Annotated in this window: 14 protein-coding genes; 4 read left to right on the top strand and 10 right to left on the bottom strand. The window is 48.8% G+C overall.

Translation table 11 applies throughout. The features are described from left to right. Nucleotides 1–60: 60 nt before the first annotated feature. Both T497_RS0101515 and T497_RS0101510 read right to left on the bottom strand, forming a co-directional pair. On the bottom strand, nucleotides 61–2,547 hold the full coding sequence (locus tag T497_RS0101515) for a heavy metal translocating P-type ATPase (protein ID WP_028514087.1): 2,487 nt from the start codon (nucleotides 2,545–2,547) through the stop codon (nucleotides 61–63). A 16-nt stretch (nucleotides 2,548–2,563) separates the two neighbouring features. Continuing rightward, nucleotides 2,564–2,866 carry a metal-sensing transcriptional repressor gene (locus T497_RS0101510; protein ID WP_028514086.1) on the bottom strand — a complete coding sequence of 101 codons (303 nt, stop codon included), beginning with the start codon at nucleotides 2,864–2,866 and terminating at the stop codon, nucleotides 2,564–2,566. A 223-nt stretch (nucleotides 2,867–3,089) separates the two neighbouring features. Between T497_RS0101510 and T497_RS15495 the strand changes: the two genes are divergently transcribed. Then, a complete protein-coding gene (locus tag T497_RS15495; protein ID WP_051530431.1) occupies nucleotides 3,090–4,043 on the top strand; it encodes a hypothetical protein in 954 nt (317 codons plus the stop codon). A gap of 116 nt (nucleotides 4,044–4,159) precedes the next feature. Here the strand turns inward: T497_RS15495 and ppdK are convergent, their stop codons facing one another. Beyond that, nucleotides 4,160–6,787 (bottom strand): pyruvate, phosphate dikinase, encoded by a 2,628-nt coding sequence (gene ppdK / locus T497_RS0101500; RefSeq protein WP_028514085.1) that lies wholly within the window; start codon nucleotides 6,785–6,787, stop codon nucleotides 4,160–4,162. A 246-nt stretch (nucleotides 6,788–7,033) separates the two neighbouring features. Between ppdK and T497_RS15490 the strand changes: the two genes are divergently transcribed. Next, entirely contained in the window at nucleotides 7,034–8,170 is a 1,137-nt protein-coding gene (locus T497_RS15490; RefSeq protein ID WP_051530429.1) for an alpha/beta hydrolase, read from the top strand. Nucleotides 8,171–8,189: 19 nt separating this feature from the next. Then, on the top strand, nucleotides 8,190–9,566 hold the full coding sequence (gene glmU, locus T497_RS0101490; protein ID WP_028514084.1) for a bifunctional UDP-N-acetylglucosamine diphosphorylase/glucosamine-1-phosphate N-acetyltransferase GlmU: 1,377 nt from the start codon (nucleotides 8,190–8,192) through the stop codon (nucleotides 9,564–9,566). Nucleotides 9,567–9,778: 212 nt separating this feature from the next. Here glmU and T497_RS0101485 read toward each other — a convergent pair whose 3' ends face one another. Both T497_RS0101485 and T497_RS17220 read right to left on the bottom strand, forming a co-directional pair. Then, a complete protein-coding gene (locus T497_RS0101485) occupies nucleotides 9,779–10,582 on the bottom strand; it encodes a LytR/AlgR family response regulator transcription factor (RefSeq protein ID WP_028514083.1) in 804 nt (267 codons plus the stop codon). Beyond that, nucleotides 10,563–11,879 carry a sensor histidine kinase gene (locus T497_RS17220; protein WP_051530427.1) on the bottom strand — a complete coding sequence of 439 codons (1,317 nt, stop codon included), beginning with the start codon at nucleotides 11,877–11,879 and terminating at the stop codon, nucleotides 10,563–10,565. Before T497_RS17220 ends, T497_RS0101485 begins: the two co-directional genes overlap by 20 nt. A 719-nt stretch (nucleotides 11,880–12,598) precedes the next feature. On the opposite strand from T497_RS17220, the gene T497_RS0101470 reads away from it, so the two are divergent. After that, nucleotides 12,599–15,403 carry a dockerin type I repeat-containing protein gene (locus T497_RS0101470; RefSeq protein ID WP_028514082.1) on the top strand — a complete coding sequence of 935 codons (2,805 nt, stop codon included), beginning with the start codon at nucleotides 12,599–12,601 and terminating at the stop codon, nucleotides 15,401–15,403. A gap of 40 nt (nucleotides 15,404–15,443) precedes the next feature. Here the strand turns inward: T497_RS0101470 and T497_RS0101465 are convergent, their stop codons facing one another. The 5 genes from T497_RS0101465 to T497_RS0101445 all read right to left on the bottom strand — a co-directional run bounded on the left by T497_RS0101465 (nucleotide 15,444) and on the right by T497_RS0101445 (nucleotide 18,919). Next, the gene (locus T497_RS0101465) at nucleotides 15,444–16,373 is read right to left on the bottom strand and encodes a hypothetical protein (protein WP_028514081.1); all 930 of its coding nucleotides are present in this window, start codon (nucleotides 16,371–16,373) and stop codon (nucleotides 15,444–15,446) included. A gap of 46 nt (nucleotides 16,374–16,419) precedes the next feature. Beyond that, the gene (locus T497_RS15480; protein ID WP_431602418.1) at nucleotides 16,420–17,133 is read right to left on the bottom strand and encodes a PBSX family phage terminase large subunit; all 714 of its coding nucleotides are present in this window, start codon (nucleotides 17,131–17,133) and stop codon (nucleotides 16,420–16,422) included. Further along, nucleotides 17,120–17,605, bottom strand: coding sequence for a terminase small subunit (locus tag T497_RS0101455; protein WP_028514080.1), 486 nt, complete (start codon nucleotides 17,603–17,605; stop codon nucleotides 17,120–17,122). The genes T497_RS15480 and T497_RS0101455 overlap by 14 nt, the downstream gene beginning before the upstream one ends. 307 nt (nucleotides 17,606–17,912) lie before the next feature. Continuing rightward, entirely contained in the window at nucleotides 17,913–18,212 is a 300-nt protein-coding gene (locus tag T497_RS0101450) for an AzlD domain-containing protein (protein WP_028514079.1), read from the bottom strand. Further along, complete coding sequence (locus tag T497_RS0101445) at nucleotides 18,209–18,919, bottom strand: AzlC family ABC transporter permease (RefSeq protein ID WP_028514078.1); 711 nt, start codon at nucleotides 18,917–18,919, stop codon at nucleotides 18,209–18,211. Before T497_RS0101445 ends, T497_RS0101450 begins: the two co-directional genes overlap by 4 nt. Nucleotides 18,920–18,933: the final 14 nt, after the last annotated feature.

Genomic DNA, 18,933 nt, shown 5'->3' with positions numbered 1-18,933 from the left:
GCGTATCATTCCCTGATATCAGCCTTGTTCTCATATTTCACAGAGCAAGGCTTTTATAGTTTACTCTATGCCGACAAAAGTGTAATCCTGAGCTTCTATAGCGGCTTTGATGACATCCTCGGGAACGTCCTTGCTGAGGGTGATAACAGCAGTGTCCGCGTTGTGGTCGGGAACAGCGCTCTCGATACCGTCGATAGCTTCAAGAGTTTTCTTTACTCTTGCCTCACAGTGCTCGCACATCATACCTTCGATCTTTAATGTCTTTGTCATAGCTTTTTCCTCCGTTTTTATTATTTTGGTCTTTATTTTCTTGTCATGACCTGCGTCATGTATCTTCACCAAGTTCAGCCTGAGAGCGTTCATGCACACGCAGAAGCTTGACATAGCCATAGCCGCCGCACCGTATGCAGGCTTCATCTCGACGCCGTACAAACCTATTGCAAGGGGTATGCACACGGCGTTGTATATGAATGCCCAGAAGAGGTTCTCGTGGATATTCCTTATCGTTGCGCGGCTGAGACGTATCGCGGCGGAAACGTCCGTCAGCCTGTTCTTCATAACGACGATATCAGCGGCGTCTATTGCAACATCTGCACCTGCGCCTATGGCAACGCCTGTGTCAGCAGTAGTCAGTGCAGGAGCGTCATTGATACCGTCACCTACCATGATGACCTTGCCCTGCTTTTTAAGCTCGGCTATTTCCTTTGACTTGCCGTCGGGAAGGACTCCTGCGATGACATTGTCAACACCTGCCTGTCTGCCTATGGCATTGGCTGTGCGCTCGTTGTCGCCCGTGAGCATATACACATTTATGCCCATGCCCTTGAGCTCCTTTATGGCGTCTGCCGAGTCGCTTTTTATAGTGTCCGCAACAGCTATGATACCTATGAACCTGCCGCCCTTTGCAAAGAGCAGAGGCGTTTTTCCCCCGTCGGAAAGCTCGGTCACTTTTGAAACAAAGTCCGCCGGGATATCATACTTCTGCGAGATATACTTATAGCTGCCGCCTTCGAGGACTTCCCCGCCAAGGACAGCGGAAAGACCGTTTCCTGCAAGCGCCATGAAGTCAGTGACCTCGGGTATAGTAATGCCCGAAGCCCTTGCAATCACCGCCTTTGCAAGAGGGTGTTCGCTTTTTGCTTCGAGAGCCGAAGCGTATGTGAGCAGCTCCTTTTCTGTTGTACCGAAAGGGATAATATCCGTAACATCGGGCTTGCCCTCGGTTATAGTTCCCGTCTTGTCAAGGGCGGCTATATTGGCTCTGCCAACAGCTTCAAGAGAAGCGGCTGTCTTGTAGAGTATGCCGTTTTTAGCTCCCACGCCGCTGCCTACCATTATAGCCACGGGAGTAGCAAGTCCGAGAGCACAGGGACAGCTTATAACAAGCACGGATATGGCTCTTGCAATGGCAAAGCTGAACTCCTTGCCCGCTATCAGCCAGCCGCCAAGCGTCAGGAGAGCTATCCCTATAACGGCAGGAACGAATATCCCCGATACCTTATCGGCTATTCGTGCAATAGGAGCCTTTGTAGCCGCTGCGTCCGATACTGTCCTGATTATCTGGGAAAGCGTGGTATCCTCGCCTACTCTTGTGGCACGGCAGCGGATATAGCCCGATTTGTTTATCGCAGCCGCCGAGACAGCAGAGCCCTCTTCCTTGTCAACGGGTATGCTTTCGCCTGTGAGAGCGGATTCGTCCACAGAAGACGAACCATACACCACAACTCCGTCAGCGGGAATGCTTCCGCCGGGCTTTACCGCGAAGATATCCCCCTCTCTGACCTCCTCGATACCGACCTCGCGCTCCTCGCCGTCCCGATATAAAATCGCTGTTTTCGGAGCGAGCTTCATAAGACCTTTCAAAGCGTCGGTAGTCCGTCCCTTTGACATGGATTCAAGCATTTTTCCCACGGTTATAAGGGTGGGTATCATGGCTGCGGACTCGAAATACAGGTTCATTCCGTATTTCATGACCGTCTCATGGTCGCCGCTGCCCTGCGCAAGTATCATAATGAAAAGCTCCGCAAGCGAATAGCCGAATGAAGCACTTGAACCCAGCGCCACAAGGGTATCCATATTAGGGTGTCCGCTGAAAAGCGACCTGAATCCGTTAGTGAAGAATTTCCCGTTTATCATCATTATGATGATAGCGAGAAGCATTTCAAATACGCCGAGAAATACGTGATTATCAAACGCCGCAGGTGCAGGGAATCCCCACATCATGTGTCCCATTGAGAAATACATCAGCACCAGCAGCACTATCACCGATCTTATCAGACGTTTTCTCAGCTTAGGTGTTTCCGTATCTTTCAGCATATCTTCATCGGCTGCCGCTGTTTTAGCTTCTGCGCCCTTTTTTGAAGCTCCGTAGCCTGCATTCTCAACGGCTCGGATTATGTCCGCTTCCGAAGCAGTCCCCTCAACTCCCATTGAATTTGTAAGAAGGCTAACCGCACAGCTGCTGACTCCCGGAACGGCTGATACAGCCTTTTCAACTCTTGCACTGCAAGCCGCACAGCTCATTCCCGTCACATTATATTGCTCCATTGAAGCTCCTTTCCCGTTATTTCATTATCTTCTGCAATGTAGCCACAAGCTCGTCTATGACCTCATCTTTTCCTGCACGGATATCGTTCACGACGCAGCTCTTCATATGAGAAGCCAGCAGCTCCTTGTTGAAGCTGTTCAGTGCGCTGTTTATAGCCGATACCTGCGTCAATATATCGGGGCAGTAGGCGTCATTTTCCAGCATTTTTTCAACTCCGCGGACCTGTCCCTCTATTCTTTTCAGACGATTCATCAGCGACCTGAATTCCTCTTCGCTGCGTTTTTTCTTGCGTCCGCAGCAGCATTCCTTATCATTCATGAATAACACTCCCTTGTATACCCCTGTAGGGTATCTTGTAATCATATTATATACCCCCACAGGGTATTTGTCAAGAGCTTTTTCAAAAACTTTTCCGCCACTGTCATTAAAGAAAACATAAATCAATACTATAATTGCAGTTTTTTATCGAATAATACAGTTGCATTCAAGGCAGAAAAGTTGTATAATACTACTTGTGATCATATAAGAAAAGGTGAAATAAGTGGTTCATTTCAAAAAAGTGCTCCCTGCTTTCATATCCCTCGCCTTAGCGGCAGGAATGGTTGCAGCTTCGGAGCTTTTACACGATAAAGAGGTAATCTTCCCCGAAATAACGGCTGTTGCCATAGGAGCGCTTGCTGCTCCGAAGCAGTCGTGGAACGTATCAAGGCTAAGGCTGCTGCTGACAATAACCGCAGCGGCAATTATCGGCGTAGGACTGGTATTCGTGCCGATTCCTCCCGTCATAAAGGTACCCCTTGCTATGGTATGTGCAGTGGCTTGCGTTACGGCGTCAAAAACGGAGTTTCTTCCTGCCGTATCAGCCTGTGTACTGCCTGTGCTGCTGGGAACAAAAAGCCCCGTATACATAGGCTCGGTAGTCGTTATGACTTCGCTGATACTCCTTGCACAGCTGATACTTGAGAAGTGCAGCTTGCGCGAAAAAAGTGTATTTACTCCCGTACAGCCCGATAAACAGCTTTTCGCGCTGCGCATAAGACAAATAGCAGCTGCAAGCGTCATCTGCATGATCCCACTTCTGACAAAGGAGATATTCTTCATAGCTCCGCCGCTCATCGTAGCATTCTTTGAGATGTCAAAGCCCAACAGCAAGCTTCTGGAGCGTTCACCGCAGGCGGCTTCGCTTATGATTCTTGCCTCGGTCAGCGGAGTTCTCTCGCGCTTTGTTCTCACAGAAAAGCTGGGACTTCCCCTTGCAGTATCGGCTGCTTTATCTTGTGCAGTGATACTCGCCGCCGTGTGCAGAATGAAGCTCTATTTCCCGCCCTGCGGAGCAATAGCAACTCTGCCATTCATAATACCCGAGGGTGCGCTGCTGAGATTCCCATTTGAGATTGCGGCAGGAACATTGGTATTTATCGCCGCAGCCTTTGCACTTTCAAAGGAGCGCCGCATAGTTTTAAGAGTAAAGAAAATATTAAGACCGCAGAATTAACTGCGGTCTTTATTACAGCAAAAAGTCCTCACAGCCGAAACTGTGAGGACTTCTTTTATCCGTATGAACACAAAACGTTAAAAACGTCTATAAGGTATACTATATATATACTCTAATTACTTCTTGTCAGCAATTGCAGCCTGAGCAGCAGCGAGACGAGCAATTGGAACACGGAAAGGTGAGCAAGATACATAGTCGAGGCCGATCTTGTGGCAGAACTCAACAGATGTAGGATCACCGCCGTGCTCGCCGCAGATACCGCAGTGGAGCTTAGGATTAACAGGCTTACCGAGCTTGATAGCCATTTCCATGAGCTTACCAACACCTGTCTGATCGAGCTTAGCAAATGGATCGTTCTCGAAGATCTTCTTGTCGTAGTAAGCGCCGAGGAACTTGCCGGCGTCGTCACGTGAGAAGCCGTATGTCATCTGTGTAAGGTCGTTAGTACCGAAGCAGAAGAAGTCAGCGTTCTTAGCGATCTCGTCAGCTGTAAGAGCAGCTCTTGGGATCTCGATCATTGTACCAACTTCGTACTGGAGTTCAGAACCTGCTTCCTTGATAACAGCGTCAGCAGTCTCAACAACTACCTTCTTAACATACTTGAGCTCCTTAACATCGCCAACGAGTGGGATCATGATCTCAGGCTTAACTGTCCAGTCAGCGTGCTTCTTCTTAACGTTGATAGCAGCCTTGATAACAGCCTTTGTCTGCATAGCAGCGATCTCAGGATATGTTACAGCAAGACGGCATCCTCTGTGGCCCATCATTGGGTTGAACTCGTGGAGAGAAGCGATGATGTTCTTGATATCCTCAACGGACTTGCCCTGTGAATCAGCGAGAAGCTTGATGTCAGCCTCTTCTGTAGGAACGAATTCGTGGAGAGGAGGATCGAGGAAACGGATTGTAACAGGGCAGCCCTCAAGAGCCTCATAAAGAGCCTCAAAGTCAGCCTGCTGCATTGGCTCGATCTTAGCGAGAGCAGCCTCACGGCCCTCAACTGTATCAGCACAGATCATCTCACGGAAAGCAGCGATTCTGTCTGCCTCGAAGAACATGTGCTCTGTACGGCAGAGACCGATACCCTCAGCGCCGAGCTCTCTTGCCTTCTTAGCGTCAGCAGGAGTATCAGCGTTTGTACGAACCTTAAGAGTTCTGTACTTATCAGCCCAAGCCATGATTCTTCCGAACTCACCTGCGATCTGAGCGTCAACTGTAGCGATAACGCCGTCGTAGATGTTACCTGTTGTACCGTCGATCGAGATATAGTCGCCTTCCTTGAAGGTCTTGCCGCCGAGCTCGAACTTCTTGTTAGCTTCGTCCATCTTGATATCGCCGCAGCCTGAAACGCAGCACTCACCCATACCACGAGCAACAACAGCAGCGTGTGATGTCATACCGCCGCGAACTGTGAGGATACCCTGTGCAGCCTTCATACCTGTGATATCTTCAGGAGAAGTCTCGAGACGAACGAGAACGACCTTCTCGCCCTTAGCAGCCCACTCTACAGCGTCATCAGCTGTGAATACGATCTTACCGCAAGCAGCTCCTGGTGAAGCACCGAGGCCCTTGCCGATAGGAGTAGCAGCCTTGAGAGCCTTTGTATCGAACTGTGGGTGGAGAAGTGTATCGAGGTTTCTTGGATCGATCATTGCAACAGCTTCCTGCTCTGTCTTCATGCCCTCATCAACGAGGTCGCAAGCGATCTTGAGAGCAGCCTGTGCAGTTCTCTTACCGTTTCTTGTCTGGAGCATATAGAGCTTCTTGTTCTCAACAGTGAACTCCATATCCTGCATATCGTGATAGTGATTTTCGAGAGTCTGGCAAACTTCCTTGAACTGAGCGAAAGCCTCAGGGAATGTCTCAGCCATCTGCTGGATAGGCATAGGAGTACGAACGCCTGCAACAACGTCCTCGCCCTGTGCGTTTGTGAGGAACTCACCCATGAGCTTCTTCTCACCTGTAGCAGGATCACGTGTGAACGCAACACCTGTACCGCAGTCGTCGCCCATGTTACCGAATGCCATTGACTGTACGTTTACAGCAGTACCCCAAGAGAATGGGATATCGTTATCTCTTCTGTATACGTTAGCTCTTGGGTTGTCCCATGAACGGAATACAGCCTTGATAGCGCCGATGAGCTGCTCCTTAGGATCGTCTGGGAAGTCCTTGCCGATCTTAGCCTTGTACTCAGCCTTGAACTGGCCAGCGAGCTCCTTGAGGTCGTCAGCGTTGAGCTCAACGTCCTGTGTAACGCCCTTCTTAGCCTTCATTTCGTCGATAAGCTCTTCAAAGTACTTCTTACCAACTTCCATAACTACGTCAGAATACATCTGGATGAATCTTCTGTAGCAGTCCCAAGCCCATCTTGGATTGTTGGACTTTTCAGCGATTGTGTTAACAACTGTCTCGTTGAGACCGAGGTTAAGGATTGTATCCATCATACCAGGCATTGAAGCTCTTGCGCCTGAACGAACAGAAACGAGGAGAGGATTCTCCTTATCGCCGAACTTCTTTCCTGTGATTCCTTCCATTTTAACGATATACTCGTTGATCTCTGCCATGATCTCGTCAGAGATTCCGCCGTCCTCATAGTACTGAGTACAAGCCTCTGTTGTGATTGTGAAGCCCTGAGGAACAGGAAGACCGATGTTTGTCATCTCAGCCAGGTTTGCGCCCTTACCGCCGAGAAGCTCTCTCATGTTGGCATTACCCTCAGAGAAAAGGTAACAATACTTATTTGCCATTGGTGTATACCTCCATTTTTAACATTACCGAATACTTCCCCGAAAGGGTACAATATCCGAGTTATACATATTATAACACATCTTAGAAAAAAATACCATATATGTGATGACAAAAAAAAGGCGTTAAAAACGCTGCACTTTGTACAAAAATCAACAAAGAAGTTTGTTTTCTTCAAAAAAGGCTTGCATTTGAAGTTAAAGTATGTAAAATTAATAATATAACGCATATTATAAGGAGAACAAAACATGAAAAAAATCTCAACACTTATTCTCGGCAGCATGCTTGCCCTTTCACTGGCTTCCTGCACGGACAACAATGATACTCCCCTGTCCTCTGCTGAGGTCACAACAGCAGAGACCACAACAGAAGCCGCCACCGAACCCACTACGGAAAAAGCGACCAAGCCCACTGTTGAATACTACGACGGGCTTATCTGCTCGGACAATATGACCGCCAAGGAAAAGGAGAGGTCAAGCTTCCGCGAATTTACGCTGCTTGATCCCGGTAAGGCTTTCACTATAGGCGAATGCGGACGTAACTCCTATTACTTCTATGACTCGGATAAATCCAAACTAAAAAAGATAAAGGACTCTTTCCGCGAGCTGACCATATACGACGAACAGCTTGACCAGCAGTTCCTTGTGCATATAACACTTCCGCCGAATTATGACAAAGACAAGGAATACCCGGTGGTATTCATCACTGATTCGATGTATCATCTGAAAAAAGTTCCCGACCTCTGGAAAGTCATAGACGAGGGCGAAGCCGCTCCCGTTATATTCGTAACTCTCGGCTACGATTACGACACACGTGAGGACCTTGAACGCTTCAACAAATTCATTTTGCAGGACAAGGAGTTCCTTGATTTCATCACCGACGACCTTATGAAAACTATCTCACTTAATTACAAGGTAGATGCTTCACGCTCGGTATTCTTCGGGCATTCTTTCGGCGGAGCCTTCTCGCATTACGCCCTCTGCAACTCCGACAAGTACGAATACCAGCCCTTTGCAAACTATATCATAGGAAGTCCCGCGTTCTGGGGATATTATTACCCCGATTCGGAGTATTTCGACAACAGTTCTATCGAAGACCCCTATGCTTTTCAGCGCGAGTTCGATTACTTTGACCGCAATGAAAAAATGGACAAGAACGTATTCATCTGTGCAGGCGGCAGAGAAGCCTATATCGACCTGAAAAACGCCGATGACCTTGTCACTATCCCCGAAGAGGCAAAGCTTCTCCATGAAAGGCTCGTCTCTCACGGTACAAATGCTGAATTGAAGATATATGAGGATTGCTACCACGATAATTACCTTGCAGATATGCTCAAGGATTACCTGAAACAGAATTTCCCACCAGAGGATAAAACTCAAAATTGACATACAGGAGGAAAATACAATGAACAAAGCAGTTATTTTAGCAGGAGGACAGGGCAAGCGCATGAAAGCGGAAATGCCAAAGCCTCTTTTCAAGGTGCTCGGAGAGCCTATGCTCCGCTGGGTAATATCAGCCTGTGAAGCGGCTGACCTTGCCGATATATGCGTAGTTAAGGGCTTCAAGGGCGAGATGATAGACGAGTATCTCGGCGGCAAATACACCACAGTATTGCAGGCTGAGCGTCTCGGCACAGGTCACGCAGTACAGCAGGCTATCCCATTCCTCGAAAAGGACAAGAGCGGCAATACCCTCGTATTATGCGGCGACGCTCCCTTTATCGACGAGGAAACTATCAGAAGCTCCCTCGAAATGCACGAAAAGCAGAACAACGCCGTTACAGTTATCACTGCGGAGCTTGACGAGCCTTTCGGCTACGGCAGGATAATCCGCACAGAAAACGGTATCAGCGGTATCGTTGAACAGAAAGACGCTACCGACGAGCAGAAAGCCATAAAGGAAGTAAACTCGGGCGCTTACTGGTTCAGAACAGCCGACCTTGTGGAGCTTCTCGGCAAGCTTGACAATAACAACGCACAGGGCGAGTATTACCTCACAGATACTATTTCCATAGCTATTTCCGAGGGCAAGAACGCAGGCGCATACAAGTCCGACAACGCCGACATCATCAAGGGCGCCAACGACAGAAAAGACTTACTGGAGCTCAACAATTATGCCCGTATGGCAGTTATTGAGAAGCACCTTGCAAACGGCGTGGAATTCACCTGCACAGACGGAGTAGTCATCGAGCGCGGCGTTACTATCGGCGTGGGCACGGAGATACTCCCCAACACTATTATCCGCAAGAATACAACTATCGGCGCTAACTGCAAGATTGGTCCTAATACCGTAGTCGAGAACTGCAAGCTGGGCGACGATGTAAATCTCCACACCGTACAGGCATACGAAGCCGAGATAGAATCAGGCGTAAAAATAGGACCTTACGTACATATCCGTCCTGACAGCGTTATCAAGTCAGGCACAAAGATAGGCGACTTCGTAGAGATAAAGAACTCCGTTATCGGCGAAAAGACCGCTATCGCACACCTTGCATACGTAGGCGACAGCGATATCGGAAAGCGCGTAAACATCGGCTGCGGAACAGTTACCGTAAACTATGACGGTATCGAAAAGAGCCGCTGCGTTATCGGCGATAACTGCTTCGTAGGCTGCAATACCAACCTCATCGCACCTGTAAAGCTCGGCAAGGCAGTATATACAGCCGCAGGAACTACCGTAACAAGAGACGTTCCCGACTATGCACTTGCTATCGACAGAGGCGTGATGAAGATAAACGAGGGTTATACCCTCCGCAAGCTCAAAACCAAGCTTGGCAAATGATTAATGTAGGGGCGGATATTATCCGCCCTTTTTTGCAGGGACGCGCATTGCGCGTCCTCACCTACCGAAATAAGCTCAAATGACCATATGTAGGGGCTGATGCCCACATCAGCCCGCCCAATTACCGCAAAAGCATACGGGGCGATGTAGGCATCGCCCCCTACAAACTAACGGCTAAAAAAGCGTGATGTAAAACATCACGCTTTTTTCTATCAAAGTGACTTTATCCTCTCGGCAGAGTCGCTTATCTCTGCCCACGAGTAGTCTATCATATACTCGCCGTGATAGGACTTGAACGCCTCTGTATCACCCGAAAACAGGTCATAGAGGTCGCAGTCCACGGCTTCCTTGTTTATTTGTATCTGTCTGTTCTGCTTGATTATGACATTATGAAAGCCAGCCGCCTCGATATCCTTAATAAGGTCCGAAACATACTGCGAAACCTTTTTCGAGGTCGGTCTGTCGAAGTCCTCCACCTCAAGAACATCTGCGGCTATCTCCTTGCTGGTAACGGGATATCCGCACTGGTCGATAAGGTATGCGAATATTTCCTTGGAAATAGTACGCGAAAACTTTATTGGCGTATCGTCCTTGCCGAAAACACGGAAGTTTCCGAAGGTACGTATCTTCAGCTTTCCGCTGCTCTTGTCCTCAGCCTTTGAGGAATATCTGAAATTCTCAAACTCATTGCGGATATCGTCCTCGGTGTAGGGCTTCATGATATAGCCGCTGGGACGCATCTGAATAGCCGCAAAAGCGTACTCGGAATAGCTCGTCACGAAAACTATATTGCACATAGGCGAATGCTTTTTCAGCTCGATAGCCACCTGTATGCCTGACATCTTGCCTATTCTTATATCAAGGAAAGCCGCGTCAAAGGGCTCCTTGTCCTCATATTCGAGGAACTGCGACGGTCTGCGGAAGGAAACTACCTCCGCGTCGGGGCGGACCTTATGTATAGTATCTACGAGAAGCTGTAATGCATAGCGTTCATCATCAATTGCCAAGATCTTCATTTCTTAACTCCTTTGGAATTAAAATAGTACATTCTGTGCCCTCATCGGGAGCACTTTTTATAATAAGCTCGCCTCCGCACTCATCGGCAAGACGCTTGCGGACGTTTGCAATGCCTATATGGCTGTCGTCGAGGTCTTTCAGGGACTCTAAATCAAAGCCTGCTCCGTTGTCCCTGATGACTATCTTGTGGCTGTCCTCTGTCTCCTCAGTGGATATCCACACCGTACCGCAGCCGCTTTCCGACCTGTTGATACCGTGCTTTACGGCATTTTCGACTATAGGCTGTATAGTCAGCTGGGGCAGCTCGAATTCCTTGTCCTTTATGTCGAAGATAACCTCCAGCTCGTCCTCAAATCGGAGCTTTTCCAGCGAAAGATAGACCTTTGTGTGCTCTATCTCCTCGCTTATGTCAACAATGCTCTGACGGCTCATAGCCTCAAGGTTCTTTCTCAGGAACTTCGAGAAATCTATGAGAGCGTTCTTGGTCTTCTTGGTGTCCTTGTCGCAGAGATAGATTATAGAGGTCAGTGAATTATACATGAAATGGGGCTGTATCTGGGAAATAGTCAGCTGACGCTTGCTTCGCTCCAGCTCCAGCTCCTGAGTCCTGAGCTTTATCTTCATTTCGCTCTGATATATCGCAACGAGGTAGAAATAGTAGATTATGATATCCAGCGCAACTATCTCGTCCATAAGGTCAACAACTATGTAAGTCGCTTCGAGGTAGCATTCAAAAAGGGTGAGGAATACGATGAATATTACCGTAAAGCCCTTGCTGAGCTGTTTTTCCTTGATAAATACAATGGAATACCGTATGAGCAGCAGCAGATACAGCATACCCACGAAATAAGGCAGCAAAAACAGTATATCATCATGGTATTCAAGGTGATTGTCATAGTGGAAGATTATCTTTGTACCGCAGAGGTTTATTATCTCCTCGATTATAAGCACCGCCTCGGGGATAAAGATAATGTACTTTTTCTTTACAGGAGCCACCAGCAGAAGCAGCACATAGGCTATCAGCGGGAAGAGTATATGCTCGATGGCCGAACGCAGATACAAAAGCGTCCTTATGCTGTCGCCCTCGTAGCTGTGCCGCGGATCGTAAGCCTCCGACATATACCAGTCCTTCATGGCGGTATTGACGACAATAATGGACAGCAGAACCATGATAACAGCGATATGGTCAGTTCCCTGAGGGTTTTCCTTGCGGTTTTCCATTATCATTATAGCTATTCCGATTATCATTGCGATAGAAATAAAATTGTTATTGAGAATCTCCTGTATAGTCCCCACAGACTGCCGCCTCCCTGCCGTGACAAAAAATATACACAAAAGCATTATATCACATTCTGCATTGTTTGTAAATAAATGACGAGAGGGAATTTGTAAACTTTTTTTGACCACGATGATTTTTTCATATTTAAAAACGCCGAAAAATCCGCGTTTTTGAAACTCCCTCAAAAAAATTTTTCAAAAAAAGCCTAAAAAGCGGCATTTTTGTTGAACCATGTGGAACAGCCTGTGTTACAATAGGAGCGTGGGATATGATATGTATATATCGTGATAGCAGAAAGGACACAGACGCTGCGGCTGGCAGGAACTGGGGGGAAACAGTGTCGCACAGGTCGCTGACCGTGCGGAACGTGCTGCGGTGTCTCCTTCTCTGCAAGGAAGCGGATCCCTGCTCCGTGTACGGGGCAAACAGAGAGTAAAAGAGGCATTATGATCTTCATTGTTATTATTGAATAATAACGGCAGGCGCAGCTTGAAAAGCTGCGCCTTTATTTTGTCCCGAAATATTATGATTCTGTTAATTGGATTTAAGTAAGCGCGGCTTAAAAGATAGTTCACATTTAGGCTCTGCAATATAGTATTCTCATTATATCATATAGTGTCATAACTGATATATCGTATTGACACTATTGTATATAGATGATAAAATTAAGACGTAAAATAAACATGAAATAGGTTACCGTAAATATAAAAAACCTAAACAGAAAGGAAAAATTACAATGAACAGAATGAAAAAGACTATTGCAGGTCTTTGTGCGCTTTGCTTCAGCTTAGGCTCAATGTCCGTATCAGGCACATCGGACAAGAGCAGCACAGCTTTTGCAGCCACAAAGGATATCTCCTCAACAATGGAATGGGACACCCTCAAAATAGGCGGTGCGGGATTTGTTTCAGGCATTGTTGCTGGCGATAAGGAAATGTATCTCCGTACAGACGTAGGCGGCGCGTACAGATACGACTATGACAAGAACAGATGGGTACAGCTCTTCGGCTTCATCAACGAGGACGACAGAGGTCTTCTCAGCTGTAAGGGTATCGCTATCGATCCTACAGATGACCTGACAGCTTATTTCCTCTGCGGCTGCGCTTACTTCTCAGACGCAAAGACAGTCATCTACAAGACTACAGACGGTGGCAAGACCTTCACAGGCGTTGACGTTACCGAGCATATTCAGGTACACGGAAACGGCGACGGACGTGAGTGTATCGAGCCTATCGCCGTTGATCCCGACGACACAAATACTATCTACGCAGGCGGCGACGTTACCGCAGGCAAGTCCGCTCTTATCAAGTCCACTGACGGCGGTAAAACATGGAAGCCTGTAGAGGGCTATGACGATCTCGGACTTTTCACAGGCGAGCTCAAGTACCCGTCATGGACAGATCATATGGTAAGAGGTACTGAGCCCACCAAGCTTTATAATCAGCAGAACGGTATCGGCTGCGTCTATATCGAGGGCGGCAAGGTATATGTCGGTACTTCCGTAAAGGGCGAGGCAAACGTCCACGTTGCAAGCGTAAAGGACGACAAGTTCACGGCTTTAACAGCTCTCCCCCACGACAACTATCCCCTCTCTATAACCAGCGACCACAACGGAAATCTTTTCTTCACATATATCGCAGGTCTTGCTTTCGCAGGAGCTTCGGGCGGCGCTTACAAGTACAACATTGCTTCGGGCAAGGCTGAAAAGCTCTCCGTATCAGACAACTCTATCGGTATGATAGAAGCTGACAAGAACGATCCGAACAAGCTTTTCGCACGTACCTGCGGCGTATTCTCAGACCAGTGGTTCGGCGAGGAGTGGATACAGGACGATCCTTCCACTCCCGAAAACGAGGGAACTATCGCATGGGGCGACCATTTCTTCCGTTCATCTGACGGCGGCAAGACATGGCAGGATATAACTCCCGGTGCAGGTGAGACAGACTACTCCACAGGCAAGGGCGTCAAGAAATTCGTTTCACTTCCTATGGACCTCGGCGGCTATGACTGGATATACGGCAAGGCTTGCCACTGGGGCAGCAGTATCGTTATCGATCCGAGAGACAAGGAGGGAGACAGACTCCTCCTCACATCAGGAAACGGTGTTTTCGCCTGCGACAACGCATGGGACGAAAAGGGTATCCAGTTCTACTTCCAGCCTGACGGCGTTGAGGAATGCGTAAGCCTTGACTTCGTCAGCACTCCCGACGGTCTCGACCTCTCCGCTATCGGCGACTACGACGGCTTCATTCACGAGACAGTTGACGGTATCCCTGAGCAGTACAAGCCGAATCTCGGCTCTACCTCAGCTATCGCAGTCTGCCCTCAGAATACCGACGTTTGGGCAAGAACCGCAAACGGCGACGGCAACAACACAGGCAGCGGCTACTACACACTTGACCGCGGCAAGACATGGAAGACATTCAAGCCTGCCTGCACAGGCGGAAAGCTCTCTATAACAGAGCTTTCAAAGGGCAAGTACAGAATAATCAACTCCAGCTCAAAGGGCGCAGTTTCATACACAGACGACTTCGGCGCAACATGGAAGACCTGCGACGGTATCAAGGCTTCAAAGACCGTTTATACTCTCGTTGATCCCGAGAACGCTAAGACAGTTTACGCTGTAGGCGCTCAGTACAACGAGTACTGGTCATCTGATATGTCCAAGAAAGAGCCTACCTACGACGAGTCACACTACTCATACTATGTGAGCGATGACTACGGCGCTACATTCACAGAAACACGTATCTGCCCATATAACTGGGAGCTCACATGGAAGTTCGAGGAGACAGGCGATCCTGCATACCTCGGCAACGGCAAGATAGCTTTCGCAGGCGCAAATCAGGGCGTTTACATAATCTCCGACAAGGGCAAGACTGTTGAGCACCTCGAAAATGTCGAGTACGCTAAGTGTATCGGCTACGGCGCTCCCGAGAAGAAGGGCGATGTGAATACCCTCTACATCTACGGCAAGCCCGAAAAGGACGACAAGGAGGGCATTTACCGCTCCACAGACGCAGGAAAGTCATGGGTCTGCATCAACACAGACCACCTCTACGGCGGTACAGGAAACGGTAACTACCTCGTAGGCGACATGAACGAATTCGGCAAGGTATATATGTCAACAGTCGGCTGCGGTATCGTTTACGGCTGCATAGCAGGGAGTAAACCTCCAACGACCACAACAACAAAGGTCACAACCACAAAGGTCACAACCACAAAAGTCACAACAACAGCTGACAAAACAACTGCAACAACTTCTGTTTCAACTGCAAAGCCTGATCCATACGAGTATGACAAGGACTACAAGGCAGGCGACGCAAACGCTGACGGAGAAGTAGACCTCTCAGACGTGGTAATGATAATGCAGGCTCTTGCAAATCCGAACAAGTTCGGCGTAACAGGTACAGACGAGCACCACATCACCGCACAGGGCGTCAAGAACGCCGATGTTACAGGCAACGACGGCATGACCAACGAGGACGCAGGCACAATTCAGCGCTATCTCTTAAAACTGGTACCCTCTCTGCCGGTTAAATAAACACCAAAACGGCTTCCATATCGGAAGCCGTTTTTTATACTCAGTTATGGGGGAACTTACCCCTGTACACGCTTATCTCGGTGAAAACTCCCCTGATGCTGCCGTTTACGGACACCTCCGCGATTCGCTCCGCAGTGATACTGCCGAAGCTCACTCTGTCTCCGATATCCTCTCCGCGATAGCCGCAGTAAGAGCAGAAAACTCTCTCTGCGCCGCGGAAGTCGTACTTGTCGCGGTAGGTCAGAGCCTGCTGAGGCGAATAGAGGAACCGCATATCAAGGTCGAAGTACTTATGACGGACTATTTTCAGCACTGTAACGTCGCTGTCGTTAAGGTCAAAATTGCCGTAATTTCCGTTGATATCCGCCATGTGATAGTCACTGGCAAGTCTGCTGTATATGAGCTCCGCGCCCGTAGTTATGAGCTTTTCGCTGCTCAGGTCGAAGCTTTCGGGAGTCGGATACTGGCTTATCATCACCGTATTGGCGCCCCTGATATAGGGGTAAGTCCCCAGAAGCTTGTACCCTAAATTCGCAGCCGCGTCCCACATAGAAGTATTTGGCTTTACGTAGATATAGCTGCTATTATCGGAGTTGTTCTCGTGGGTGACATAGGGCAGAGTATAGAAGTTGTCCATAAGGTCGTTGAATGAGATGTTCATTTTAAGTCCCGGCTCTATCTGATTCTGAGTGAGCAGCGATGTAAAGCCGCGCGACTTTATCACAAGGAAGTCCTCGCCGCCTTTTTTCTCCCATTTCAGACTGTCCACCAGTCCGTGATGTATCTCCCGCCCGTCTATAATGAGTGAGACCTCCGCCGCGCCGCTGTAGGAGCTTCCCGAAGCCCTGACCTTTGCAGTCAGCGACGTATAGGGCGTATAGATATCCTTATGGAAGCTGAAGCCAAGCACATCGTTCTCGGCATACCATGATGAGCCGCTTTTGTCTGTAATTATTATCCTTAAACTCATGGCGTGATTCTCCTTGTTACGGGCTCGGCAGTAAGAAGCACCACCGTTACGTCAGCCCAGTCGCCGCCCTTGTCGTCAAAAGCATAGGACAGCATTCGGCAGTCCGCAAAGACAAGCGGTCGTAGAAGGTTCCCGAATACATACGCTCATAGCGCTCCCTGACCTTTTCTGACAGGGACGGGTTGTCGTCCATAGTGAAATGAAGATACAGCGCGTTTTTCTCGCGGCGCTTCTTTATCCATTCGGTGTAGAACCAGTGAGACGGATTGTCGGGATTGCAGTTGAACCACATCTTTGAGCCGCTGACCGAACATCGAGCCAGTGCCTGCTCCACGAAAGACCGCGGCATGAGAGCCACCTCGTCGAAAAATACTCCCGAAAGAGTCATTCCCTGTATCAGCGCCGCAGAGCTCTCGTCCCTGCCGCCGAAAAGATAAACCCTGTTCGTTCTGCCGTTCCACGCAAAGTCGAAATAGTTTCCGCTTATCTTCTCCCGTACCGTAAAGCCGAAGCCCTCCAGTATAGGTATCATGGGAGTTATGACGTTCCTGCGCAGTGAGGTTATGGTCTTGCCGCACATGGCAAAGGCTCCGCCGTCAAAGCGCTCGGCTGCCCAGAACAGGAATCCCAGCGACATGGAAAGAGTCTTGCCGCTTCGGACAGCTCCGTCGGCGATAATGGCGTCACGCCTGTTGTAGTCGTGCATATTCCACCATTTCATGACGAAGCGCTGTTTCGGGGAAAATTCAGTTATCGTCAATGCTCTCACACTCCTCGTCGGCGGTCAGTGCTTTGATGAGACTTTCCGCCTTGCAGCGGTCTGTGAATGCGCTTTCCAGCTCGAAAAGCTTTTCCAGCGCTTTCATTCTGTCGAAGAGCTTTACCTCTACGCCGCCGCCCTTTACGCGCTTTATCTCGGATACATTGAATAAGTCCAGCTTGCCGATGACCTCCGCAGGAGGAAGCTCGTCGGCGAATACCAGATACACCGCGTCGGTGCAGCTGCCGAATGCAAGCCTTTTGAGACCTGCCGTGACGCTGCCGCTGTCGGCAAGGAGCTCCCGAAGCTGTGCTATCAGCTGCTGACATTCGTCGGCTTTAAGGAGCTCGATACCCTCGGCAAGAGCGTTCTCACGGGGTATGCCTGCCCGTACCGCGGCTTCTTCAATGCTGCCGAGCAACACGTAATTGCAGCAGAATGAATTGAGCTTATTTTTCAAGTTTCTGTTCAAAAAAATATGACCTCCTTTCGGTGATTTTATTTTGCTGTTTGAAAACCACCGTTCATATATGCCTCGGAAAGCGGTTTTTTTCAACGCGAACACGTTGAATTTCAAAAAAATAATTTTCCGATTCGTATGAATAAACAAAGAGCGACTGCATCAGCAGCCGCCCTTTGACAGATGTTACAATATAATTTGTTGTTATTTTGTAGGGGCGCTTTCCGAGCGCCCCTACAATGACCTGCAAAAACAAAACGGGCGCACACTGTGCGCCCCTACAAAAAAGGCGAACCAAAAGGTCCGCCTTAATTATGCATTAGAAAAACAGTCCTGCTATAAATGCCGCCGCCGAAGCCGCAAGTGCTACCACGATAAGCGGCATTTCCAGAAATGCCAGTATCAGCGCTACTGCCGTACCTGCAACCGCTGTCCATATATTATGGGTGGTGTAGAATATGGCAGGTATGGTCATTGCGCTCAGCACCGCATAGGGTATGTAGTAAAGAAAGCTCCTGAAAAATCGGGACTTTATCTTCTTTCGGAAAAAGGTGAACGGTATCATGCGTATCAGATAGGTAACGCCTGCCATTACCGCTATGTATATCACTAACGTCATGCCGCCTCAGCCTCCCCTTCTTCGTCTTTGACAGGGAATATCAGCGCTGTCAGAAGTGCTGATGTTATGGCGGATATCATCATTGCAAAGCCCTCGCTCAGTGCAGGTACTGCAAATTTGAACATAACGCTCAGCGCCGCCGCTATGACTGCCGCAAAGAGTACGCCGTGCTGTTTCTTGGCAGGAGGTATAACTATTGCTATGAACATTCCGTAGAGGACTATCTCCATAGCTGTGCTGACTGCCGCTGGAAGAAGCTCTCCTGCCGCCGCTCCCAGTGCCGTGCCCGTTACCCAGCCAACTGCGGCTATGAATATCATGCCGTACATATACGCAGGGGTGAGGGGCTCGTTTTGCGCCGAGCAGACCGCGAATATCTCGTCGGTTATGCCGTATGACGCCAAAAATCTGTGTGGCGTAGTGAAGCTCTTGTCCAGCTTCTGTGACAGTGAAAGCGCCATAAGGGAGTACCTTATATTGATAGTGAGCTGTAGGAGTATCATCTCGATGATAGCTCCGCCTGCCGCTATTACGTCAAGTCCTGCCTTCTGACCTGCCGAGGTAAGATTAGTGGCGGATATTGCCGCCGCCTGAAACACGGAAAGACCTGCCTTGACCGCTAATATGCCAAAACCAAAGGATACCGATAAGTATCCTAAACATATCGGTATCCCATGTGTAATTCCGCGCAAAAACTTGCTTTTCAATTCAATTTCTCCGA

The organism is Ruminococcus flavefaciens MA2007, from assembly GCF_000621845.1.
Classification (GTDB): Bacteria; Bacillota; Clostridia; order Oscillospirales; family Ruminococcaceae; genus Ruminococcus; species Ruminococcus flavefaciens_E.
Note: the sequence above shows the minus strand (reverse complement) of the source record. Positions and strands in the feature narration are given on the sequence as shown.